This is a genomic window from Buchananella sp. 14KM1171, from assembly GCF_041380365.1.
Lineage (GTDB): Bacteria > Actinomycetota > Actinomycetes > Actinomycetales > Actinomycetaceae > Buchananella > Buchananella felis.
This window is the reverse complement of record NZ_CP159981.1, coordinates 1,191,507-1,215,159: the sequence shown is the minus strand read 5'-3', so window position 1 is coordinate 1,215,159 and position 23,653 is coordinate 1,191,507. Positions and strand designations below refer to the sequence as shown.

Below are 23,653 nucleotides of genomic sequence, written 5' to 3'. Positions count from 1 at the left end.
GTGGGGGCCTGCGGCGACGCCGCAGGCCCCCACCCGCATCCATGGCCAGCCCGCTAGGTCCGGTTCGGTGCGAACCCGGCCCGAACCTAGGGCGGTGCCCACTGGCGCGGGCCGGGTAGAGCGTCGTCCAACCGGCTTGGCGAAGGCGGCGGCGTGGCGGAGGCGGCGGTGTGGCGGAGGCGCGGCGTGCTGCGGTGAGGCGGTCTGGCTGACGCCGGCAGGGCGCACGCGTAGGCTGAAAGGATGAACGCGATCGTGGACGTCCTGCTCATGTCTCCGCTCCTGACCATCTTCCTGGTGGTGGCGCTCGGTTCCCTGGTGGGCTCAATCCCGCTGGGGCCGCTGCGTTTGGGCGCTGCCGGCGCGCTCTTTGTGGGCATCGCCATCGGGGCGCTAGACCCGCGCCTGGGTGAGGGACTCAAGCTGGTGCAAGGAATCGGCCTGGCCCTGTTTGTCTACACGGTGGGACTGACCGCCGGCACTACGTTCTTCCGGGAAATCAAGCGCTACCTGAACTTCATGGCCATCACCGTGGTGGGCCTAGTGGGCGTGGCCGGCCTGATCTACCTGGTGGGACCATACTTTGGGCTCTCGCGCGAGATGACGCTGGGAACCTTTGCCGGTCTGCTCACCTCCACCCCGGCGCTGTCCGCCGCCACCACCGCCACCGGAGGCAACGAGCCGGCGGTCGGTTACGCACTGGCCTACCCGATCGGCGTGGTGGTCTCCTTGCTGTTCGTTTCCTTCACCCTGGCCCGCAAGTGGCCCGGCCCCCGCGACACCCCCTCCTTGGCCGGCTCCGGCCTGTTCGCCACGTCGGTGGCAATCGCTGGGAACTTCACGCCGGCCGACGTGCCGGCCCTGGCGCGCGGCGACGTGCGCATCTCTTACCTCTCGCGCGGTGGTAAAACCCGCGTCTACCGCCAGGGCGAGAACCTGGAGGACGGCGACTGGGCAGTGATCGTGGGCGCCGAGCCCAGGGTGCGGGAGGCGATCGCGGTGCTGGGAGAGGAGACCGAGGAGCACCTAGCGGACAAGCGCCACGAGGTAGATCACCTGCGTTTCGTGGTCTCCTCCAAGGCCGTGATCGGCCGCTCGATCGGGCAGCTGGACATCCCGGGCCGCTTCGACGGCGCGATCATGCGGGTGCGGCGCGGCGACCTGGACCTACTGGCCCGCGAAGACCTGGTGCTAGAGCCCGGCGACCGGGTACTGGCCGTAGTGCCTGCCGGCAAGCTGCAGGAGGTGCGTGCCTTCCTGGGCGACTCCGAAAAGGGCGTGGGAGAGATCGACCCGGTCTCCGCCGGTCTCGGTTTGGGGCTAGGCCTGGGCCTGGGCCTCATCACGATCCCGCTGGGCGGCGGGGCCACCCTGGCGTTGGGCGCCGCGGCCGGCCCGCTGCTGGTGGGCATGATCCTGGGGCACTTCGAGCGCACCGGTCCGATGATCTGGCAGCTGCCCTACGCCGCCAACCTGACCATCCGCCAGCTGGGCCTGCTGCTCTTCCTGGCCTGCGTGGGGCTGGCCTCCGGCCCGGCCTTTGCGGCCCAGGCCTTCTCTCCGCTGGGCCTGAAGGTGATCGCCATTGGCGCGGTGCTGTGCGCGGTGGGCTGCCTACTGTTCGTCTTCGCCAGCAAGCTGCTGGGCCTGTCCTCCCCGCGCATGGCCGGTGGCCTGGCCGGCTTCATCGGGCAGCCGGCCCTGGTGGCGGCGGCCAACTTGCAGTGCTCCGACGAGCGCATCGATGCCGGTTACGCCACGCACTACGCTCTTTCCATCATCACCAAGATCCTGCTGGTCTACGGGCTGGCTGCGGTCCTCTAGCCCTTTAGGAGTGCAATGCTGCTCGCCTTCTCCGTCGCCCCGCTGGCCGGGGTAGATGACACCGGTTCCGTCAGCGCCGCCGTGGCCCGCGCCGTGGCGGTGGTGCGCGCCTCCGGCCTGCCGCATGAGACCACCGCGATGTTCACCACCCTGGAGGGCGAGTGGGATGAGGTGATGGCCGTGGTCAAGCAGGCCACCGACGCCGTCCTGGAGGTGGCCCCGCGCGCCTCGCTGGTCATCAAGGCCGACGTTCGCCCCGGCTTTACCGGCGAGCTGCAGGGCAAGCTGGACCGCCTGGAGGCCGCGCTGGCCGACGCTCCGGGCGGTGAGCGCGCGGGGGAGGCCGGCGGGAACGTCGGCCACCTGGACGCTGCGGAGGGGCGCCGTTGAACTGGGCCCGCCCGGTACTGGGGGCGGCTCTGGTCGCCTTCGCCGTGCTGGTGGCGCGCGGCTGGTGGGTGTTGGCCGCTTCCGGCGACGGTGAAGCGCGCTGGATGCTGGCCGCGATGGCCGTGCTGGGCACGCTCGCCTGCGCCGGGGGAGTGCTGGCGTGGTGGAAGGGCCGCTACTCCCTGGCCGCCTCCGCCCTCCTGCTGGCCCCGCTCACCCCGGTGGGCGGCTGGCTCGCGGCCGCGCTCGCGGTGGCGCTGGTCGGCCTGGTGGTGATCGCCTTCAAGCCGGTCAGGCGCCCCGCCCCCACGCTGGCGGAACTGGAGGGCGAGGCCGGCCTGGGAGTGGACGACGCTGCCCGCTAGGCCTTCCCGCTCATCGCGGCCGCAGCGCTGCGAGGGCGGTGGTGGCGCCGGAGTGCCCCGGACGCGAGCCTTGTCAAAAGCCGCCGAGACTTGCCCTTAGCGGGGTGGCTATTGACAAGTCTCGCCGACTTTGGACAAGTTTCGGCGCGGCGGGGCTAGTGTCTGGAAGTGAGCAGATCGACCAAGCCGGCGGGCAGGGAAGCTCGTTCGCGCACCAAAACAGGGGGATAGCCATGCCAGCCAGTACCGAATACGACCTCGGCTCGATCGCGGCCGCCGTCATCACGTGCTCCGACCGCGTCATAGCGGGGGTGAAGGAGAACAAGGCGGGGCTGCGCTGCGCCCAGCTGCTGCAGGAGGCGGGGCTGGGGCAGGTGGCGACCTCCGTGGTGGCGGAGGACCGCAGCCAGTTGGAGGCGGCGGTGCGCCAGGAGCTCGCCGCCGGGGCCCGCCTGGTCATCATCCTGGGGGCATCCGGCTTCGGCCTGGGCAACTACTCGCCGGAGGTGGTGCGCTCGGTGATCGAGGTGGAGATCCCGGGCATCGCGGAGCAGATCCGCGCCTACGGCCTGCGTTCTACCCCGCTGTCCGGCCTCTCCCGCGAGGTCGTGGGCGTCACGGCGCGCGACTCCTCCGGCGCCCTGGTGCTCTCCTCGCCGGGCTCGGTGGGGGGAGCTGGCGACACGCTGGAGGTGCTAGTCCCGCTCCTGGGCGCCATCTACAGTCAGCTCGACGAGGAGCGCTAGGCCGCCGTTTCCGGCCCGCCTGGGTGGGCCTGGCCCCGGGGGCAAGGCGAAACTGCCCGGGAAAGCGGGCGAAGCCGCCCGCCAGAGGGGGCAAAGCCGCCCGCGATGAGCAAAGCACCGGCGCGGGCCGGCGCCCACGCCCCGGGCGGTTGGGTAGAGGCGACTAGGGCCAGGGAAGGAAGGTAGGCCGTGGCGGAGAACGCGCAGGATCGGCCGCAGCAGCGGCGAATCGACGCAGTGGTGCTCGCGGGCGGGCAGGGCAGCCGCCTGGGCGGGGTGTCCAAGGCCGACCTGGATGTGGGCGGGCGCCTGCTGGACCGCGTCATCGACGCGCTGCGCCCGCACGTCACCGGCACGATCGTGGTGGTGGCGCCGCAGGACGTGGCCGTCCCGGCCGGCGTGAAGCGCACCATGGAGGAGCCCCCCGGGGGTGGCCCGCTGGCGGGGATCGGCGCGGGGCTGGGGGAGCTGGAGCCCGGGGCGGCGGGCGACCTGGTGATCGTGTGCGGGGTGGACACCCCGGGCCTGGCGGGCCTGCTGGCGCGGCTGGTGCCGGCGGCGCTCGCGAGCCTGGAGGCCGGCGGGGACGGTGCCCTGATCCACGGCGGGGAGCCCGAGCCCTTCGACCAGTACCTGCAGGCCGCCTACGGGCTGGGGGCGCTGCGAGAGGCTCTCAGCGCCCCCGCGCTCGCGGGCCCGGGTGCCCGCCCGGGCCCGGCCGGCCCAGCCGGGCCCGGGCAGTCCTCCCGCGCAGCCGGGCCCCCGCCCGCGCTCCACGGCCGGGGCGTGCGCAGGACGTTCAGGCACCTGCGCATGGAGCGGGTTCGCGCCAGTCAGGAGGAGTGCCTGGACCTGGACACCCCGGCCGACCTCACCTACTGGCGGCAGCGGCTGGGCTAGCGGCCAGCCAGGCCGTGCGGTCGGCCAGCCGCGCCGTGCGGCGCCCCCGGCTGCGCGCGGCCGGGCCACCCCCGCCGTTGGGCCACCCCCGCGCGCGGTCGGCTGCCCGTCCCCAGCCGCACATTTAACAGGGCTCCAACCCTCCGATAAGCCTGTACTGTGTTCGCATGCACCCCACTGCCCCCGCCGCCGGCGCCGGACCGGTCCCCGTGGCCCTCCAGCTCAGGCGGCCCGGCGCGCCCAGCGCCGCCGCCGCAGCGACCGGAGCGCCGCACGCGGCGACTAGCCCCGCCGCCACCCCGGCTGCGGAAGTGCTGATCGACCGTTTTGGCAGAATAGCGCGGGACCTGCGGGTTTCCCTCACGGACCGCTGCAACCTGCGCTGCTCCTACTGCATGCCCCCCGAGGGGCTGGAATGGCTGCCCACCGAGGACACGCTCACCGACGCCGAGGTGGTCAGGCTCTGCCGCGTGGGCGTGGAAACGCTGGGTATCCGTCAGATCCGCTTCACCGGCGGGGAGCCGCTGCTGCGCGCCGGACTGGAGGGCATCATCGCCGAGTGCGCCAAGCTGCGCACCGACCAGGGCCTGGCCCCCGACCTGGCCCTGACCACCAACGCCCTGGGCCTGGACAAGCGCGCCCGCTGCCTGGCGGCCGCCGGTCTGGAGCGCGTCAACATCTCCCTGGATACCCTGGTGCCCGAGCACTTCAAGCAGATCACGCACCGCGACCGCCTCCCGGACGTGCTGCGCGGCCTGGAGGCGGCGGTGGCCGCAGGGCTCAGCCCCGTGAAGGTCAACGCGGTCGTCATGCGGGGGATCAACGAGGCCGACGTGCCCGATTTGCTGGATTTCTGCCTGGAACGGGGCATCGAGCTGCGCATCATCGAGCAGATGCCGATGGGCCCGATCGGCTCCTGGAGCCGCCGCACCCTGGTGACGTTTGACGAGATCGTGCACCTGCTGCAGACCCGCCACACCCTCACCCCGGCCGAACGCTCCGACCCGCACTCGCCCGCGCAGAGCTGGATTGTGGACGACGATCCCTCCCGGCAGGTGGGAATCATCGCCTCTGTTTCTGCGCCGTTCTGCCAGGCCTGCGACAGGACGCGCCTGACCTCGGACGGCCAGATCCGCTCCTGCCTGTTCTCCACCACGGAGACGGACCTGCGCTCCGCTCTGCGCTCGGGCGCCTCCGACGCGCAGATCGCCCGAATCTGGTGCGGCGCCATGTGGACCAAGCCGGCCGCGCACGGCCTGGACACCCACGACTTCGCAATTCCGTCACGCACCATGAGCAGAATTGGCGGCTGATCCGGCGTGCTAGGACCGGTTTGGCGCCCTCCGTGCACCGCCGCCGGGCACCCGATTTTTCCCGCCCTCCCTGCGGGGCCCCGGGCCCGGCCAGCCCCGCTGCGCCGCCACGAAGGGGCGTAATTGCAGCGAAACGGCGGGGCGGCAACGTCGTCCAGCAGAGGGTGGGGCGCGGCGCGGCGCACAATCCGCGCGGCGGGGCGTGTTTGAGCGGTGTTGACCTCCTCAAAAATCATCCCCCCAATAATTAACCTGTTACGATCCCGCTAAAAGAAGTGTGGTCCAGGGCACAGAGTGGCAGGCCTCCCCAGCCGTGCCAAAGAAGGCGCCCCCAGGCCACGCCAAACCCACATCCCCACACAGAATTCCAAGGAGGGGGCCATGAGCGCCGCCACTCGAGGCAAAGTCCTCACCGACTGGAACACAGAAGACCCCACCAAGTGGAATTCCAAAGTCGCTTGGACCACCCTGGTCGTCACCACCTACTCGCTCTTCCTGGGCTTCGCGGTCTGGTTCCTCCCCAACGCGATCGCCTCCAAGCTCACCGAGATCGGCTTCAACTTCGGTAGCCCCGAGGAAACCAAGGCGGCCCTGTACTGGCTCACCGCCATGCCCGGACTCTCCGCCGCCGTGCTGCGCCTGGTCTACGTCTTCATTCCGGCCACGGTCGGCACCCGCAAGATGGTGATCTGGTCCTCGCTGCTCTACGTCCTGCCCATGGCCGGCTGGTTCTTTGCCGTCCAAGACCCCACCACCCCCTACTGGGTGCTGCTGCTCCTGTCGTTCGCCAGCGGCATCGGCGGCGGCGTGTTCTCCGGCTACATGCCCTCCACCGGCTACTTCTTCCCCAAACGCCTGCAGGGAACCGCGCTGGGACTCCAGGGCGGCCTGGGCAACCTGGGCATGTCCTTCATCCAGCTCGGCGCCCCGCTCCTCATGAGCGCCAACCTGGTGGGCGTCACCCTGCTGGCCCCCGACGCCGACCCGTCCAAGCCGATGGTCGTCAACGCCGTCATCTTCATGGTGCCCTGGGCGATCCTGGCCGCCGTGCTCGGCTTCATCACCCTGCGCGACGTGCCGGTTAAGGCCAACTTCCGCCAGCAGCTGGACATCTTCGGCAACGCCAACACCTGGTACATGACCGTCCTGTACATCATGACCTTCGGCCTGTTCTCCGGCTTCGGCGCCCAGACCGCCCTCATCATCAACGCCAACTTCGGCAAGCTCTCCCCGCTGGCGGCCACGCACGACCCGTCCACCCTGCCCGTGGGCCTGTCCTACGCCTTCCTGGGCACCCTGGTCGGCGCGCTGCTGCGCTTCGCCTGGGGCCCGCTGTGCGACAAGTTCGGCGGCGCGATCTGGACCTTCGTCTCAGCCATCGGCATGGGCCTGTCCCTGGCGTTCACCGGCTGGGTGCTCATGACCACCGACTCGCCCTCGGACTTCACGCCCTTCCTGATCGGCATGCTCGTGATGTTCCTGTTCGCCGGCATCGGCAACGCCTCCACGTTCAAGCAGATGCCCATGATCATGCCCACCCGGCAGGCCGGCGGCGCCATCGGCTTCACCGCCGCCGTCGCCTCGCTCGGCCCCTTCCTGGTCGGTGTGGCCCTCACCGCCGTGTCCGCCCACACCTTCTACTTCTTCGCCGCCGCCTACTGCGCAATCTGCGCCGTCCTCGCCTGGGTGCGCTTCGCCCGCCCGGGAGCGCCCTTCCCCGGCTGACCCCAACCGCCGTTCCAGCACAGTTGCCCTCTTAATCCACTCCGGGAGACCCAATGACCACCGAGAAGCAGACACCCCGCAGCGTTGCCGGCGTAGACGCCCTCACCTCGCCCCTGTTCAAGATGGGATCTTGGCTGCGGCGCGGAAAGGCCAGCACAGATTCGCGGCAGATCTTCCTGGAGGGCGGGCGCGAGGCGGACGTCTTCTACCGGCAGCGCTACCAGTACGACAAGGTGGTGCGCTCCACGCACGGCGTGAACTGCACCGGCTCGTGCTCCTGGAAGATCTACGTCAAGGACGGCATCATCACCTGGGAGTCGCAGGCCACCGACTACCCCACCACCGGGCCGAACATGCCCGAATACGAGCCGCGCGGCTGCCCGCGTGGCGCGGCCTTCAGCTGGTACGAGTACTCCCCGACCCGCATCAAGTACCCCTACATCCGTGGCGTGCTGCTGGACATGTTCCGGGAGGCCAAGGCGCGCCTGCAGGACCCGGTGCTCGCGTGGGGAGACATCGTCTCTGACCCCCAGCGCGCCATGTCGTACAAGTCCCAGCGTGGCCGCGGCGGACTGGTGCGCGCCACCTGGGAAGAAGCGATGGAGATGCTGGCGGCGGCCTACACCTACACGCTCAAGACCTGGGGCCCGGACCGCTGCGCCGGCTTCACCGTCATCCCCGCGATGTCGATGATCTCCTACGGCGCCGGCGCCCGCTTCCACCAGCTCATCGGCGCGCCCATGCTGAGCTTCTACGACTGGTACGCGGACCTGCCGCCCGCCTCGCCGCAGGTGTTCGGCGACCAGACGGACGTCTCTGAGGCGGGAGACTGGTACAACAGCCAGTTCCTCATCATGTGGGGAACCAACCTGCCCCTCACCCGCACCCCCGACGCCCACTTCATGGCGGAGGCCCGCTACCACGGCCAGAAGGTCGTGGTGGTTTCTCCCGACTACGCGGAGAACACGAAGTTCGCCGACGACTGGCTGCGCGTCCACCCCGGCACCGACGCCGCCCTGGCCGAGGGCATGGCGCACGTGGTGTTCAAGGAGTTCTACGTAGACCGCAGCGAGCCGATGTTCCGCGACTACGTCACCCGCTACTCCGACTGCCCGTTCCTGGTGCGCCTGGAGGAGGTGGGCGCGGACAAGCTCGCCGGCGTGGTGGGCGCCGAGGGCATGAGCAGCGCGCTGCGCCCCGGCAAGTTCCTCACCGCCTCGATGATGCCCGAGGGCACCACCGAGCGCACCGAGAACAACCACGCCCGCCCCCTGGTCATGGAGGCCGACGGCACCGTCAAGGACCCGGGCGGCACCCTGGCGGACCACTACGGCGAAGAGGGCATGGGCAAGTGGAACCTGGGCCTGGAGGGCGTCGAGCCGGTCCTGTCCGTCATGGACAGCGACCAGTGGGAGCCCGTGGAGGTCCTGCTCAACCGCTTCGACCTGCCCTCCTCGCAGGGCACCACCTCCGTGGGTGCCGGCGTGATCCGGCGTGGCGTGCCGGCGCGGCGCGTCAACGGCTACATGGTCACCACCGTCTTCGACCTGATGCTGGCCCAGCACGCCGTGGAGCGCCCCGGCCTGCCCGGCCAGTGGCCCACCGGCTACGACGACGCCGACTGCCCCGGCACCCCCGGCTGGCAGGAGACGATCACGGGCGTGCCCGCCAAGGCCTGCGAGAAGATCGGGCGCGAGTTCGCCCTCAACGCCGTGGAGTCCGGCGGCCGCTCCATGATCCTCATGGGTGCCGGCACCAACCACTACTTCCACTCCGACCTGATCTACCGCGGCTTCCTGACGCTGACCACCATCTGCGGCTGCGAGGGCAGGAACGGCGGCGGCTGGGCCCACTACGTGGGTCAGGAGAAGGTGCGCCCCATCACCGGTTGGCAGCAGTACGCGCTCGCCCTGGACTGGCAGCGCCCGCCCCGGCAGATGATCTCCACCGGCTGGTACTACATGACCACCAGCCAGTGGCGCTACGACGGTGCGCGCGCCGAGGCGATGGCCCACCCGCTCGGGGCCGGCACCCTCGAGGGCAAGATGATCTCAGACACCCTGGTGGAGTCCGCCCAGCGCGGCTGGATGCCCTCCTTCCCCACCTTCGACCGCTCCGCGCTCGAACTGGGCCGCCAGGCCAAGGAGGCCGGCATGAGCCCGGCCGACTACGTGGCCCAGGAGCTCACCGAGGGGCGCCTGAAGTTCGCGGTCACCGACCCCGACCACCCCAACAACCACCCGCGCATCCTGGCCAACTGGCGCACCAACCTGCTGGGCTCCTCCGCCAAGGGCACCGAGTTCTTCATGAAGCACATGCTCGGCACGGTCAACCACGTCAACGCCGAGGAGCTGCCGGAGGGCCACCGGCCCAAGTCCATCAAGTGGCGCGAGCCGATCAGCGGCAAGCTGGACCTCATGTGGGTGGCGGACTTCCGCAACACCTCCACCACGCTGCACTCCGACATCGTCCTGCCGGCGGCCACGTGGTACGAGAAGCACGACCTGTCCTCCACGGACATGCACCCCTTCATCCACTCCTTCAACGCGGCGGTGAGCCCGCCGTGGGAGGCGAGAAGCGACTTCGAGATCTACCGCACCCTGGCCCACCTGGTCTCCGAGTTCGCCGTGGAGCACCTGGGCACCCAGACCGACGTGTTCGCCGCGCCGCTCTACCACGACAGCCCCGACGAGTACACGCTGCACAACGGTGTGGTGCCGCCGCGCACCGGCTGGCACCCGGGCGTGGACATGCCCAAGATCATCCCGATCGAGCGCGACTACACGATGATCGGCACCAAGTTCGAGCGCCTGGGCCCGCTGTCCGCCAAGGCCGGCCTGCCGCAGAAGGGCTTCCTGTTCAACCCGGACAAGGAAGTGGTGGCGCTGGCCGAACGCAACGGGCGGGCGCCGATGGACGGCAAGCCCGGCGAGGGCAGCGCCCTGCTGGACACCGACATCAAGGCCGCTGACATGGTGCTCATGTTCTCCGGCACCACCAACGGGCGCCTGGCCTACACCGGGTTTAAGACCCTGGAGGCCCGCACCGGCGTGAAGATGCACCACCTGGCCGAGGGCGATGAGGAAAAGCGCATCACCTTCCAGGACACCGTGATCCAGCCGCGCTCCGTGGTCACCTCCCCGGAATGGACCGGTTCGGAGACCGGCGGGCGGCGCTACTCCGCGTTCTGCCAGAACATCGAGCAGCTTCGCCCCTGGCACACCCTCACCGGCCGCCCCCAGTTCTACCTGGACCACGACTGGATCCAGGACATGGGCGAGTCCCTGCCCGTCTTCCGTCCGCCGCTGGACATGGCCCACATGTACGGCGAGCACCCGGTGGGCCACGTGGGCACCAGCCAAGAGGGCTCCATCGAGGTGGCCGTGCGCTACCTGACGGTCCACAACAAGTGGGCCATCCACTCCCAGTACTTCGACAACCCCTACATGCTCACGCTGGGTCGTGGCGGCCAGGTGATCTGGATGAGCCCGCAGGACGCAGAGAAGATCGGGGTGCGGGACAACGAGTGGGTGGAGGCCTACAACCGCAACGGCCTGGTGGCCGCCCGCGCGGTGGTATCCCACCGCATGCCAGAGGGAACCGTCTTCATGCACCACGCCTCGGAGCGAATGGTGGGAACACCACTGACCGAGCGCACCGGCAAGCGCGGCGGAATCCACAACTCCCTGACGCGCATCGCCATCAAGCCCACCCACGTCGCCGGCGGGTACGGGCAGATTTCCTTCGCGTTCAACTACTACGGCCCCACCGGAAACCAGCGTGACGAGGTCACTGTTATTCGGCGACGCAGCCAGGAGGTGCAGTTCTGATGAAGGTCATGGCGCAAATTGCGATGGTGATGAACCTCGACAAGTGCATCGGGTGCCACACCTGCTCGGTCACGTGCAAGCAGGCCTGGACCAACCGGGACGGCACCGAGTACATCTGGTTCAACAACGTGGAGACCCGCCCCGGCGTGGGCTACCCGCGCGGCTGGTCCGACCAGAACAAGTGGCGCGGCGGCTGGCGCCGGACGGCCTCCGGCCGACTGGTGCTCAAGCAGGGCGGCAGGCTGGCCACCCTGGCCAAGATCTTCCACAACCCGTCCATGCCCACGCAGGACGACTACTACGAGCCGTGGACCTACGAGTACGACAAGCTGCTGCAGACGCCCGCCAACCAGGGCTCCATGCCGTCTGCTCGGCCGATCTCCCACATCACCGGCGAGCCCATCGACACCATCTCGTGGGGCCCGGCCTGGGACGACGACCTGGGTGGCTCGATGGAGACGCTGGACTCCGACCCGGTGCTGCACCAGATGAACCTGCGCGTGTCCAAGACCATCGAAGACGCGTTCATGTTCTACCTGCCTCGCATCTGCGAGCACTGCCTGAACCCCGCCTGTGTGTCCGCCTGCCCCTCCGGCGCGATGTACAAGCGCACCGAGGACGGGATCGTGCTGGTGGACCAGGACAGGTGCCGCGGCTGGCGCATGTGCGTCTCCGCCTGCCCCTACAAGAAGGTCTACTTCAACCACAAGACCGGTAAGGCAGAGAAGTGCACGCTGTGCTACCCCCGCCTGGAGTCCGGGCAGCCCACGGTTTGCTCCGAGACCTGCGTGGGCCGACTGCGCTACCTGGGCGTGCTGCTCTACGACGCCGACCGCGTCACCGAAGCGGCCTCGGTGGAAAACGAATGGGACCTCTACCCGGCCCAGCGTGACATCCTGCTGGACCCCTTCGACGCGGACGTGGTCGCCCAGGCCAAGGCCAACGGCGTGCCCCACTCCTGGATCATCGCGGCCCAGCAGTCCCCGGTGTACAAGCTGATCCACGACTACCAGGTGGCGCTGCCGCTGCACCCTGAGTTCAGGACGCTGCCGATGGTCTGGTACGTCCCGCCGCTCTCCCCGGTGGTGGACGAGGTCACGGCCTCCGGCGCGGACGGCGAGGACCACAAGGTGCTGCTCTCCGCGATCTCGCAGATGCGCATACCCCTGGAGTACCTGGCCGGCCTGTTCACGGCCGGCGACCCGCGCCCGGTGGAGCGCTCCCTGCGCCGCCTGGCGGCCATGCGCTCCTACATGCGCGACGTCTACAACGGCGTCGAGGGCGATGAGTCCATCGCCGCCGCCGTCGGGATGACCGGGGAGAAGATCCAGGAGATGTACCGCCTCATGGCGATCGCCAAGTACGACGACCGCTACGTCATCCCCACCGCCTCCCCGGAGATGCCGCGAGGCATCGCCCAGCTGGAGGGCTGCCCGGTCTCCTACGACGTGGAGGCATTCCACGGCATGAACGCGGTCACCCCCTCCGGTAACTCCACGCAGCCCCAGGGCCGCAAGATGCTCCCGCTCGAGGTGCGGCGATGAGGACGTTCGTGGGGGTGCCGCGCATGCCCGCCCCGGCGGCGCAGGCGATCACCGGGCAGCAAAAGCGCGTGGTGCGCATGGCCTGCTCGCTGCTGCTGGACTACCCGCAGCAGGACATGCCGGCCAAGCTGGCGGCCGTGCGCCAGGAGCTGCCCGGCCTGCCGGACTTCGTGGCCCGGCCGCTGCGGGCGTTTTGCGACCTGGCGGAGGCCATGACGGTGCGCGACCTGCAGGTGCTCTACGTGGAGACCTTCGACCAGAAGCGGCGCTGCGCGCTGGGGCTGACCTACTACAGCCACGGCGACACGCGCTCCCGCGGTCAGGCCATCATCGGCTTCAAGGAGCTGCTGCGGCGCGCCGGCTTCGAGCCGCGCCGCAACGAGCTGCCGGACCACCTGCCGGTGATCCTGGAGTTCGCCGCCCTCGATGAGACGGGCGCGGCGGAGAACCTGCTGGAGGCCAACCGGCACGGGGTGGAGGTGGTCCGCTCCGCCCTCAGGTCCACCGGTTCGCCGTGGGCGCACGTGCTGGAGGCGCTAGTCCTCACCCTGCCCGAGCCCACCCCGGAGGTGGTGGCCGCCTACGAGAAGCTCGTTTCGCAGGGCCCGCCCACTGAGCTGGTTGGCGTGGGCAACCTCTTTTCCACTCCCTCTCCCGTTCATAGCCAGGAAAGGTGAAAGCCATGTTTCTCCTCAAAGCCGCGACCCTGGCCGGGGACCCCGGCAACCTTCCTGGAGTGCCCAGCCGCGAGCTGACGTTCCTGGACACGCTGCTGTGGGTGGCGCTGCCCTACGTCTCCATCGTCGTGATCGTCGTGGGACTCGTGTGGCGGTTCAAGACCGACCAGTACGGCTGGACCTCGAGGTCCTCCAACTGGAACGAGTCCGCAATCCTGCGCTGGTCCTCTCCCATGTTCCACTTCGGCATCCTGGGCGTGGCGCTGGGCCACGTGGGTGGACTGTTCGTGCCCCGGGAGGTGACCGAGGCCCTGGGGATCACCGAGCACATGTACCACACGGGCGCGGTGGTGGGCGGCGGCATCGCGGGGCTGGTGACCATCATCGGCCTGCTGGGGCTGATCTACCGGCGCGTCGTGGTGAAGTCGGTGCGGCTGGCCACCTCCCCGATGGACATCGTCACCTACGTCCTGATGTGCATCCCGATCTTCCTGGGCGCCTACGCCACCCTGGTCCACCAGGTGCTGGGCGGCGAGCACGGCTACGACTACCGCTCCACCATCTCCGTGTGGTTCCGCTCCATCCTGCTGCTGCAGCCCGCCCCGGAGTACATGATCGACGTGCCGCTCTCGTTCCAACTGCACGTGGTGGCGGGCATGCTGCTGTTCTGCCTCTGGCCGTTCACGCGCCTGGTGCACGTGGTCTCGGCGCCGGTGGGTTACCTGACACGCCCCCATGTGGTGTACCGCTCACGGGATGAGAGGAAGGCTGTTCACCGTCCCCGCGGCTGGTAGCCTGCTATGGCCTCTCAGGCGCCCTGAATGTCGGCTGACCGGAGACTTGCCAGAGACGACACGGAGACCAAATGAGCACCAGCGAACTCACTGAGGACATCCCCGCGGACACCGGGGAGATTCTCAGGCGCATGGCCTCGCTCACCGGCGCGCAGCAGCAGCTGCTGGGCCGGATCGCCAACCGGGCCGAACCAGTGACGGTGACGGAACTGGCCGAGGAGGCCGGCCTGCACGTCTCCTCCGTGCGCGAGACCCTGGACGCCCTGTACGGGCAGGGGCTGGTGCTGCGCAGGTCCCTGCCGGCGCAGGGGCGCGGCCGCCCCGCCCTGGGCTACGTCACCTACGTGCCGGTGGACCCCGGTTTCCCGGCGCAGCTGCTCAACCAGCTGGTCAATTCGGTGCTCACCTGGCTGCGGGAGTGCGAGATCGACTCCGTGGTGGCGGCCCGGGAGATCGGCGCGCACTGGGCGCACGCGGCGCTGCGGGCGATGCACGTGCCGGACCACAGCGCCCACAAGGTGGCCGGCCCGGACTTCTCCCTCGAGGCCCACATGGGCAAGATCCGCATGTTCCTGACCACGATGGGCTTCGCGGCCCGCCCGTGCGAGGACGGCGAGACCTCCTTCCTGGTCACCGCCCTGCCCTTCGGGGACTCCACCAACCCGGAGCCCCTGGCCCTGGAGCTGAGGCGCGGGCTGATCGTGGAGGTGCTGAAGCTGACCTCGGCGGGCACGGCGGACATCGAGTACGTCCCGGACGAGTCCAACCCGCTGTGGGCGCGGATCAACCTGATCCCGCGCCCCGCCGGGGCGGGCTCGGACGGGGTGGTGGTCCACTTCTACGGCGGCTCCGCAGAGGCCGCCGGGGGCGAGCGGATGGTGCTCCCCGCCCAGGCGGTGCCCGCCACCCTGGGGGCCCTGCTGGACCAGTTGTGCGAGCGCCGCCCGGAGCTGGCCGGCGTGCTGGAGGTGTGCAGCTTCCTGGTGGGCGGCCGCACCGCTGACCGCGACTCCCGGCTGGGGCGCGGCGACCGCGTGGACGTGCTGCCTCCCTTCGCGGGCGGATAGCCCCAGGCAGGCCTCTGCCCGCGCGCATTCTCCTCTAATGTGGGGCACGAGCTCGATTCGTTAGGGACCGGCAGCCCCCAACGCTCCGTTCCCAATTCGACATCAGGAGATACCAATGCCCCGCGTGCACACCTCGGTTTCGTCCGCCCCCCTAGACCCCGCGCGGATCGAGGCCGCCGCCTTCGACGAGCGCTGCGGGGCCGTGGCCTCCTTCCACGGGATCGTGCGCAACCACGACGGCGTCCTGGACGTGGCAGGCATCGACTACTCGGCGCACCCGAACGCGGCGGTCGTCCTGCGGGAGATCGCCGAGCAGTTCGCGAACAAGGCGGGGGTGCACGTGATCGAGGCGTGGCACCGCGTGGGCTCGCTCTCCGTCGGGGAGCACGCCATGGTGGTCGCGGTGGGAGCGGAGCACCGGGGCCAGGCGTTCACCACCGTGGAGGCGCTGGTGGAGGAGATCAAGGCCCGCCTGCCCATCTGGAAGAAGCAGGTGCTGGTGGACGGCTCGCACAGCTGGTCCGGGCTGCCGTGAGCCCCGCCCAGGACCCAGCCGTGCGCCCTGCTCCGAGTCCTGCCCTGCCCCCTGCCCAGGCTGACAGCGGGCGGGCGCGGGCGGAGGGCGGCCGGGCGGCAACGTCGTCCCCGGTGCGCATCCCGCTGGCTGCGATCCCCACCGACCTCAGCGAGGGCGACGCGGCCGCAGAGCGCTACCGGCGCACGTGGCTGGTGGACGGGGTGGGCCTGGAGGGCCAGGCGCGCCTCGCTGCGGCCCGCGTGCTGGTGGTCGGGGCCGGCGGGCTGGCCTCCCCGGTGGTCATGTACCTGGCCGCCGCGGGGGTGGGCACGCTCGGCATCTGCGACTCTGACGCGGTGGAGGCATCCAACCTGCAGCGCCAGATCCTGCACGGCGAGGACGCGGTGGGGACGAACAAGGCGCAGTCGGCGCGCCGGGCGGTGGAGCGCCTGAACTCGGGCGTGCGCACGCACCTGTACGGGCACGTCTCGCGGGACTGGCTGGAGGAGCACGGCGGGCAGTGGGACCTGGTGGTCGAGTGCACCGACACCTTCGCGGCCAAGTACATGGTGGCGGACTGGTGCGCGCAGGCTGGCGTGCCGCTGGTGTGGGGCACCGTGGTGGCGATGAGCTACCAGGTCAGCGTGTTCTGGTCCCAGCCCCCGCCGGGACTGCCGGCCACCACGCTGCGGATGCTGCACCCCAGGATCCCGGCGCCCGGCACCACCCCGTCGGCCGCGCAGGCGGGCGTGCTGGGGCCGGTGGTGGGCCAGGCCGGCGCGGTCATGGCCACGGAGGCGATCAAGCTGATCACTGGCGCGGGCCAGCCGCTGCTGGGACGGGTGATGGTGGCCGACGCTGCTCGCGGCCGCTTCGACGTGCTGCCGTTTGCAGCCTAGCCCGGCGGCGGGTGGCCGCGTGGCGGGGCGGTGGGTGGCCGACGTCGGCCGCCTTTAACCCCCTGGGTGCGGCCGCCCTTTTGCCCGGCCGGCGTGGGAAAATTGGGCATGGCTTCGTTGAGTGTTGACCAGCACCGCGCCCTGCTGGCCGATTTGGTTGCGCCGCTAGCGCCGCAGGTCCTGCCCGTGGCCGACTGCCGGGGGCTGGTGCTGGCCCAGAACGTCGAGGCGCGCGTGCCGGTGCCGCCCTTCACGAACTCCGCGATGGACGGTTTCGCGCTCAGGGCCAGCGACCTGGCTAGGGCGGCCCCCACGCGCCTGCCCGTGGTGGGCGACGTCCCGGCCGGCGCCACCGAGGAGGTGAGCCTGCCGCCGGGCAGCGCGGTGCGGATCATGACCGGCGCGCCCGTGCCGGCGGGGGCGGACACCGTGGTGAAGGTGGAGCTGACCGACCACGGCGGCCTGGGGCCCGCCCCGGAGGCGGTGACCATCGAGGCCGGCGCGCCTGCGCGCGCGAACGTGCGCCTGCAGGGCGAGGTGGTGGGCGTGGGCGCCACGGTGCTGCGGCGCGGCAACGTACTGGACCCGGTGGGCATCTCTGCGGCGGTGAGCGTGGGCTACGGCGAGCTGCTGGTCCACCCGCGCCCGCGCGTGGCCGTGGTCGCCACGGGCAGCGAGCTGCGCCCACCGGGCCAGCCCCTTGGCCACGGCCAGATCCCGGACTCTAACTCGCTGCTCATGCGCGGACTGGTGGAGGAGGCCGGCGCGCAGGTGGTGGCCAGCATCGTGTGCGGCGACGACCCGGCCGAGCTGCGCCGGGCCCTGGCCGCCTGCCCCGAGCTGGACCTGGTGGTCACCGCCGGCGGGATATCTGCCGGCGCGTTCGAGGTGGTGCGCCAGACGCTGGCCGGCGGCGCCGTCTTCCACCACGTGGCGCAGCAGCCGGGCGGACCGCAGGGCTGCGGGCACGTCGCCCTCCCGGGGGGCAGGAACGTGCCGGTGATCTGCCTGCCGGGCAACCCCGTCAGTGTGTACGTGAGCTTCTACGCCTACGTGCGCGGGGTGATCGGCTGCCTGCGCGGCGAGGCGCGCACCGTGCTGCCTCCCCGCACGGTGGCGGCGGTGGCGGGGGCCGACTGGGCCGCGCCCGCCGGCAAGGTGCAGTTGATTCCCGTGCGCCTGGTGGGCAGCGCGCCGAGCGGAGTGCCGCTGGTGGTGCCCGTGCACGAGCTCGGCTCGCGCTCCCACCTGGTCACGGCGCTGCCGCTGGCCGACGCCATCGCCGTGGTGCCGCCCCGCCCGGCTGGGCCCGCCGGTGAGGCAGGAGTGCGGCGCGCTGGCGAGCTCGAGGGAGCGGGGCTGGCCGGCGCTGCCGCAGCGCCGCGCGGCCAGCGCGGCGTGAGCGCGGGCGACCGGCTTGAAATAATCCCGGTGGGGTGGAGCGCCCAGCCCGCCCAGCATCCCGCAGACTACGAAGAAAAGGACAGCGATGACCGCCCCCACCCTGCCTAGCCCCGACCGGGCCGCCCCCGCCCTCTGCCTGACCCACCTGCGCGCGGACGGCGCGGCCTACATGGTGGACGTGACAGCCAAGCACCCCACCGTGCGCAGCGCCACGGCGGTGGCGCAGGTGGTGGTCTCCGAGACGGTGATGGGGGCGCTGCGTGGCGGGACGGTGCCCAAGGGCGACGTGCTGGCGGTGGCCCGCATCGCCGGGATCCAGGCGGCCAAGCGCACCCCGGAGCTGCTGCCGCTGGCCCACGTGATCGGGGTGCACGGCTGCGAGGTGGACCTGGCGCTGGAGCCCGACCACGTGGCCATCACCGCCACCGTGCGCACCGCCGACCGCACCGGGGTGGAGATGGAGGCTCTCACAGCGGTGACCGTGGCGGCCCTGACCGTGGTGGACATGGTCAAGGGGGTGGACAAGTCCGCCGCCATCCGTGAGGCGAAGATCGTGGCAAAGTCCGGTGGGCGCAGCGGCGATTGGGTGCGGCCACAGGCCGGTTAGCGGCTGCGCCTGCGGGCCGGCTAGTGGGTGCGCCTGCGGGTCCGGTCGCGGTTGCGTCGGCGGGCCGGCTAGCGCGGGTGGTCGCCCCCGTTTAGTTGGTCGATGACGTGGGAAATGAGCGGGCCGACCACCTCGACGGCGTCTGAGACGCCGCCGCGCGAGCCCGGTGCGTTGACCACCAGCGCGGCCTGCGGCCCGCGCGAGGTTATGCCCACCAGGCCCCTGCTCAGGCAGGCCATGGGGGCGTGCTGTTCGCCCCGGCGCCGGATCGCGTCCGCGACGCCGTCCAAGCGGGCGGCCAGGAGCGGCGCGGTGGCCTCCGGGGTGACGTCCCGGGGGGAGACGCCGGTGCCGCCGGTGGTGAACACCAGGCGGGCGCCTGCGGCGATGGCGCGGCCAATGGCGGCCTGGATCTGGGCCTGGTCGTCCGGTACGACGTCGACCTGCCTGGCCTCCACGCCGTACTCGGCCAGCAGCTTCGCCGCCAGGGGGCCGGAGAGGTCGGTAGCCTCGCCGCGCGAGCAGCGGTCCGAGACGGTGATGACGTGGGCCGCGATGGTCATGGCGTTTCTCCTTCCACCGCCGAGCCTAGTGGGCGGAGGAGGGGCGGGTGGCAGGTAGGGGAGCGGCGAGGAGCCCCCCGGAAGCCATATAAGCGGGCGGCACCCCTGTTAAAGGGGGAAATTGGGGGTGGAAAACGGCCTCCAATCGCTTTCCGGCGGGATGGACCCCAATTTACACTGGCCGAGTCCGCTCTATTTGGAGGCATCATGAAGTATCGTTCCCTCGCCGCACTCGGCGCCGTAGTCGCAGCACTCGCGCTGGCGGGCTGCTCGTCCTCCGGTCAGACCCCCGCCAAGGAATCGGCCGCGCCGGCCGAGAGCCAGGCCGCCACCCAGGCGGCGCCCGCCGAGGTACAGGACGCCACCTTGACGGTGTTCGCCGCCGCCTCCCTGAAGGAGACCTTCACCGAGATGGAGGCGATCTTCGAGGAGGCCAACCCGGGCGTGGACGTGGTGCTGGACCTGCAGGGCTCCCAGGACCTCGTCGCGGCCCTCGAGGCGGGCGCGCCAGCCGACGTGCTGGCCACCGCCAACACCTCCACGATGGAAAAGGCCCAGAGTGCCGATCTGGTAGAGGAGCCCGCTGCCTTCGCCACCAACGTGCTCACCCTGATCGTCCCCGACGGCAACTCGGCCGCTGTGAGCGGACTGGACGCCTCCCTGGACGGCAAGAAGCTAGTCATCTGCGCCCCCGAGGTCCCCTGCGGCAAGGCCACCAAGAAGCTGACCGAGGCGCTCGGCGTCAGTCTGACCCCGGTGTCCGAGGAGCAGAAGGTCACCGACGTGCGCGGCAAGGTTGCCTCCGGTGAGGCGGACGCGGGCATCGTCTACCGCACCGACGCCAACGCAGAAAAGGACCGCACCGACGAGGTCCCGATCGTGGGCACCGAGCAGGCCACCAATACCTACCCGATCGCCGTGGTTAAGAATGCCCCCAACCCCGAGCTCGCCAAGAAGTGGGTGGAGCTGGTCCTATCCGACCAGGGCCAGTCCATCCTGAGCAACGCGGGATTCGGTCCCGGCAAGTAACGCCGGTGCCGGTGCGGGGTAGCGGGCAGCGCGCCACCCTGCACCGCCGACAAGTCAGGTACGCCCGCCGCCCGCAAACCAAAGGAAGGAACTAAAAGGTGCTGATCGGTCTGCGCAGGCGCACCCCAGACGCCTCCCCACTGCCCGGCTGGGTTAGCCTGCTGGCCCTGCTGGGCCTGGCGTTCATGGTCGTACCGATGCTGCTCATGGCCAGCCGCGTCCCCTGGGCGCAGCTCCCTCAGCATCTATCCGCCAACTCCTCCCAGGACGCCCTCTGGCTCTCGCTGCGCACCAGTGCGCTCGCTGTGGGAATAGACCTAATCCTGGGAATCCCGCTGGCGGTCTGGCTGGCCAAGGGATTTAAGGGGGTGCGGGCTGTGCGCATCGCGGTCGCCCTCCCGCTAGCACTTCCACCGGTCGTGGCCGGAATGGCGCTGCTCTCCGCCTTCGGGCGCAAGGGGCTGATCGGCGGATTCCTGGACTCCATTGGCCTGGGGGTTACCTTCACCACCACCGCCGTTGTCCTGGCCCAGGTGTTCGTATCCCTGCCCTTCCTGGTGGTCACGTTGGAGGCCGCGCTCCGGGCCCGCCCGCGCGGACTGGAGGAAACCGCCGCCTCCCTGGGGGCCAGCCCCACCCGGGTGCTGCGCAAGATCACGCTGCCCATGGTCCTGCCCGGCCTGGCGCGCGGGACCGCCCTGGCCCTTGCCCGCTGCCTGGGAGAGTTCGGCGCCACCCTCACCTTCGCGGGCTCCCGCCAGGGAGTCACCCGCACCATGCCCATCGAGATATACCTGGCCCGTGAGGACGGCCAGGACGCTGCCCTCGCCCTAGGCATGCTGCTTGTTTTGATGGCCATCGCGGTGGTGGCGGTAACGGAGTGGCCGGGGCGGCGACGTCGTACAAACGGCGCGGACGCGCAGGCAGATAGAGAAGGCGAAACAGCCGGCGACGGTGAAGTCCTACCCGGCCCCGGTCGGGGCGCGCCGCAGGGGCAGGCGAACCCAGGGGGAGAGGTTAAAGGTGTGGGAGAGCCGGCCGGTGTCCTCGTCAACGGCAAGATCGCTCAGCGCGGCTGGGAGATTGACCTGCGCCTGCCGGCAGGGCAGGTCAGCGCCATCATGGGTCACAACGGGGCCGGCAAGTCCACTCTTGCAGAGGTCCTTTCCGGTCGCCTAGCGCTGGACACCGGCGAGGCTCGCATCGGCGAGCAGATGGTGGACGGCCCGCACACGTTCGTGCCCGCCCGCAATCGCGGGGTGGCGATGCTCAGCCAGGATCCCAAGGTATTTGGGCATATGACCGTGCTAGACAACGTGGCCTTTCCGCTGCGTTGCCAGGGTTATCCGCGCGCCCGCGCCCGCGCAGTGGCAATGGAGCAGCTGCGGTTGGTGGGCTGCGCGGGCCTGGCGCGCAGTAGGGGCGATGAGCTCTCCGGGGGGCAGGCCGCCCGCGTGGCGCTGGCCAGGGCGCTGGCCCTAGAACCCCGACTGTTGATATTGGACGAGCCCACCGCCTCCCTGGATGTGGAGGCCACCGCGCTCGTCAGCCGCATCGTGGTGCAGCGTCTGGCCCGCTCGCGCACCACCACCCTGCTGATCACCCACGACCTCGCCGAGGCCATGCAGCTGGCCTCCCACCTAGTGGTGCTCGACAGCGGCAGGGTGGCCGAGGAGGGCCAGACCGCCAAGATCATGGCCCGGCCCGGCTCCGCCTTCGGTGCCCGCCTGGCCGGCCTCAACGTGATCCAGGGCCTGGCGCGCCCGGACCAGGACGGCCTTTGGGGAATCCAGGTGGGGCCCGCCCGGCTCGTGGCGGCCGCCGAGACGGGAGAGGCGCGCGCGGCGTCCGGCGACCTGCCGGGCGGCGGCCCGGCGGACGGCGGCGTCCCGATGGCCATGCTGTTCGCGCCGGAGTCCGTGGCCCTATTCCCCACCGCCGCCCACGGCTCGCCCCGCACCGCCATCCCGGCCACCATCGAGGCGGTCGAGATTCAGGCGGGCCTGGCCACGACCACGCTGCGCGTCCCGGACGGCCAACTCATCCGCGCCCGCGTCACCGCAGCGGCGTGGGCCGAGCTGGGGCTGGCCACCGGGCAGCGCGTCGAGGCGCAGGTCAAGGCCACCCAGGTGCGCGCCATCCACCTCCCCGCTAGGAGCGCCGACTAGCGGTGTCGGCGGGGATCATCACGCCTCGGGCGGCCAGCGCTCTGGGCCCTAGGCCTGCGTTGGCCAGGGCGCGCGGAGCCAGAGCTGCGGGGGCCTAGAATCGCGGGCCAGGCTCGATGAAACCGGGTCCGCCGCGCAGCGTGTAGGCCAGGAACGAGCGGAAGTCATCGGTGACCGAGACCTCGAGCAGGTCCTCGTCCCCGAGCGCGGTCTGACCGGTCAGGCCAAGGGTCTCCAGGCTGGCCAGGGTGGGGGTGGCGGCCTCCAGGACGTCCTCGGCGCTGACGGGAGAATCCTCGTCGAACTCCCAGTCCAGGCCCTCCATCATCTCGCTCAGGCGCTCCAGCTTGGCGGCCATCAGCTTGCCCATGGTCGCTTCGCGGAAGTGGAGCACCTCCGCCACGGCGGCGTCGTCGGGCTCGTCCGGCAGCGCGTCCCACGGCGCGTCCAGCTCCGCCTGCAGGTCGGTGAGGCGGGGGGAGCGCGCCATGTCCAGCAACACGAGCAGGGAGGCCTCGTGCTCGAACTCGTTCAGGGAAATCGGCAGGTGCGTGGCGATCTGGTGGGCAAGGCGGAACGGGTCCTTGGCGCAGACGCGGGCCGCAGCGGTCAGGACCAGGCGGCCGTCAACGAAATCGGCCAGGTCCAGGTTACGCAGGGCCACTGTGATCACCTCGCCGGTGGTGATCAGGACAGAGGCCTGGGCGGCAGTGCGCGTCGCGGAATCCGCGTCAACGCTCCCCTCGGCGGTGTCGGCGTCGGCGTCGCAGGCGGCGGCGTCGGTGGCAACGTCGTCCGCCCACATGGCCGCCATGCTCTCCAGGCCGTCGGCGAGCAGGAACTCATCCGCAAAGAAATCCGGATCCCGCAGACGGTCCAAGACCTCCGGGCTCGGGGTAAGGCCGACTGCAGACCCCAGGGCGATGTACGACTCACCCGTTAGGAAACCCTCCTCGTCAGTCGGCAGGCCCTCCCCGATGACCGCCAGCACGTTGCGCACCTTTTCGGTGACGCGCGCCGCGATGTCGTCGTCCATCTGCACGATCTCGTTCAGCTTCGCGGCCCGCACCGCGTCGATCAGCCCCCGCTCCCCGGCCAGGGAGGTGTTCCCGAGCATCTGCACCAGGTCCGTGCGAGCCACCGGCAATCCCACCACCTCAGTGGGAGGCAGCGCGTGCGGGTGCGCCTCGTAGAAGTCGGGCGGGAACTCGTTGAGCGGTTCGGGATAGTTCAGGCCGAACGCGGCTCCATTAGCGGCCACGGAAACCTCCAGGGGTAGAAACGGACTGCG

The 23,653-nt window shown here is 70.6% G+C and carries 20 protein-coding genes; 18 read left to right on the top strand and 2 right to left on the bottom strand.

All coding sequences use genetic code 11. The features are described 5' to 3' along the window. Nucleotides 1-243 precede the first annotated feature (243 nt). The 16 genes from ABYF38_RS04745 to moaC all read left to right on the top strand — a co-directional run bounded on the left by ABYF38_RS04745 (nt 244) and on the right by moaC (nt 18,602). Complete coding sequence (locus ABYF38_RS04745; RefSeq protein ID WP_371151141.1) at nt 244-1,824, top strand: aspartate:alanine exchanger family transporter; 1,581 nt, start codon at nt 244-246, stop codon at nt 1,822-1,824. 15 nt (nt 1,825-1,839) lie between these two features. Next, nucleotides 1,840-2,214: a thiamine-binding protein gene (locus ABYF38_RS04740; RefSeq protein ID WP_371151140.1), complete on the top strand. Its 375-nt coding sequence runs from the start codon at nt 1,840-1,842 to the stop codon at nt 2,212-2,214. After that, on the top strand, nt 2,211-2,579 hold the full coding sequence (locus ABYF38_RS04735; RefSeq protein ID WP_371151138.1) for a hypothetical protein: 369 nt from the start codon (nt 2,211-2,213) through the stop codon (nt 2,577-2,579). Before ABYF38_RS04740 ends, ABYF38_RS04735 begins: the two co-directional genes overlap by 4 nt. A 233-nt stretch (nt 2,580-2,812) precedes the next feature. Continuing rightward, complete coding sequence (locus ABYF38_RS04730) at nt 2,813-3,325, top strand: MogA/MoaB family molybdenum cofactor biosynthesis protein (RefSeq protein WP_371151136.1); 513 nt, start codon at nt 2,813-2,815, stop codon at nt 3,323-3,325. Nucleotides 3,326-3,514: 189 nt separating this feature from the next. Continuing rightward, on the top strand, nt 3,515-4,225 hold the full coding sequence (mobA, locus tag ABYF38_RS04725; RefSeq protein WP_371151134.1) for a molybdenum cofactor guanylyltransferase: 711 nt from the start codon (nt 3,515-3,517) through the stop codon (nt 4,223-4,225). A 167-nt stretch (nt 4,226-4,392) separates the two neighbouring features. Next, nucleotides 4,393-5,538, top strand: coding sequence for a GTP 3',8-cyclase MoaA (gene moaA, locus ABYF38_RS04720; RefSeq protein ID WP_371151132.1), 1,146 nt, complete (start codon nt 4,393-4,395; stop codon nt 5,536-5,538). Nucleotides 5,539-5,919: 381 nt separating this feature from the next. Next, nucleotides 5,920-7,263, top strand: coding sequence for an MFS transporter (locus ABYF38_RS04715; protein WP_371151130.1), 1,344 nt, complete (start codon nt 5,920-5,922; stop codon nt 7,261-7,263). A gap of 53 nt (nt 7,264-7,316) precedes the next feature. Beyond that, a complete protein-coding gene (locus ABYF38_RS04710; RefSeq protein ID WP_371151128.1) occupies nt 7,317-11,093 on the top strand; it encodes a nitrate reductase subunit alpha in 3,777 nt (1,258 codons plus the stop codon). Further along, a complete protein-coding gene (gene narH, locus ABYF38_RS04705; RefSeq protein ID WP_371151126.1) occupies nt 11,093-12,637 on the top strand; it encodes a nitrate reductase subunit beta in 1,545 nt (514 codons plus the stop codon). Before ABYF38_RS04710 ends, narH begins: the two co-directional genes overlap by 1 nt. Then, on the top strand, nt 12,634-13,314 hold the full coding sequence (narJ, locus tag ABYF38_RS04700) for a nitrate reductase molybdenum cofactor assembly chaperone (protein ID WP_371151124.1): 681 nt from the start codon (nt 12,634-12,636) through the stop codon (nt 13,312-13,314). The genes narH and narJ overlap by 4 nt, the downstream gene beginning before the upstream one ends. A 5-nt stretch (nt 13,315-13,319) precedes the next feature. Further along, complete coding sequence (gene narI / locus ABYF38_RS04695) at nt 13,320-14,108, top strand: respiratory nitrate reductase subunit gamma (RefSeq protein WP_371151123.1); 789 nt, start codon at nt 13,320-13,322, stop codon at nt 14,106-14,108. Between the two features lie 71 nt (nt 14,109-14,179). Next, the gene (locus ABYF38_RS04690) at nt 14,180-15,175 is read left to right on the top strand and encodes a MoaD/ThiS family protein (protein WP_371151122.1); all 996 of its coding nucleotides are present in this window, start codon (nt 14,180-14,182) and stop codon (nt 15,173-15,175) included. Nucleotides 15,176-15,290: 115 nt separating this feature from the next. Beyond that, the gene (locus tag ABYF38_RS04685) at nt 15,291-15,710 is read left to right on the top strand and encodes a molybdenum cofactor biosynthesis protein MoaE (RefSeq protein WP_371151120.1); all 420 of its coding nucleotides are present in this window, start codon (nt 15,291-15,293) and stop codon (nt 15,708-15,710) included. Between the two features lie 113 nt (nt 15,711-15,823). Continuing rightward, nucleotides 15,824-16,591: a HesA/MoeB/ThiF family protein gene (locus ABYF38_RS04680; protein WP_371152992.1), complete on the top strand. Its 768-nt coding sequence runs from the start codon at nt 15,824-15,826 to the stop codon at nt 16,589-16,591. Between the two features lie 108 nt (nt 16,592-16,699). Continuing rightward, nucleotides 16,700-18,103: a gephyrin-like molybdotransferase Glp gene (gene glp, locus ABYF38_RS04675; protein WP_371151118.1), complete on the top strand. Its 1,404-nt coding sequence runs from the start codon at nt 16,700-16,702 to the stop codon at nt 18,101-18,103. Beyond that, nucleotides 18,081-18,602 (top strand): cyclic pyranopterin monophosphate synthase MoaC, encoded by a 522-nt coding sequence (gene moaC / locus ABYF38_RS04670; protein WP_371151116.1) that lies wholly within the window; start codon nt 18,081-18,083, stop codon nt 18,600-18,602. Before glp ends, moaC begins: the two co-directional genes overlap by 23 nt. A 68-nt stretch (nt 18,603-18,670) precedes the next feature. Here moaC and ABYF38_RS04665 read toward each other — a convergent pair whose 3' ends face one another. Then, nucleotides 18,671-19,165, bottom strand: a complete 495-nt coding sequence (locus ABYF38_RS04665; protein ID WP_371151114.1) for a MogA/MoaB family molybdenum cofactor biosynthesis protein — start codon at nt 19,163-19,165, stop codon at nt 18,671-18,673. A 207-nt stretch (nt 19,166-19,372) separates the two neighbouring features. Between ABYF38_RS04665 and modA the strand changes: the two genes are divergently transcribed. Both modA and ABYF38_RS04655 read left to right on the top strand, forming a co-directional pair. Continuing rightward, a complete protein-coding gene (modA, locus tag ABYF38_RS04660; protein ID WP_371151112.1) occupies nt 19,373-20,194 on the top strand; it encodes a molybdate ABC transporter substrate-binding protein in 822 nt (273 codons plus the stop codon). A gap of 98 nt (nt 20,195-20,292) precedes the next feature. Then, complete coding sequence (locus tag ABYF38_RS04655) at nt 20,293-22,362, top strand: ABC transporter permease (protein WP_371151110.1); 2,070 nt, start codon at nt 20,293-20,295, stop codon at nt 22,360-22,362. A gap of 94 nt (nt 22,363-22,456) precedes the next feature. Here the strand turns inward: ABYF38_RS04655 and ABYF38_RS04650 are convergent, their stop codons facing one another. Next, the gene (locus ABYF38_RS04650) at nt 22,457-23,623 is read right to left on the bottom strand and encodes a hypothetical protein (RefSeq protein WP_371151108.1); all 1,167 of its coding nucleotides are present in this window, start codon (nt 23,621-23,623) and stop codon (nt 22,457-22,459) included. Nucleotides 23,624-23,653 lie beyond the last annotated feature (30 nt).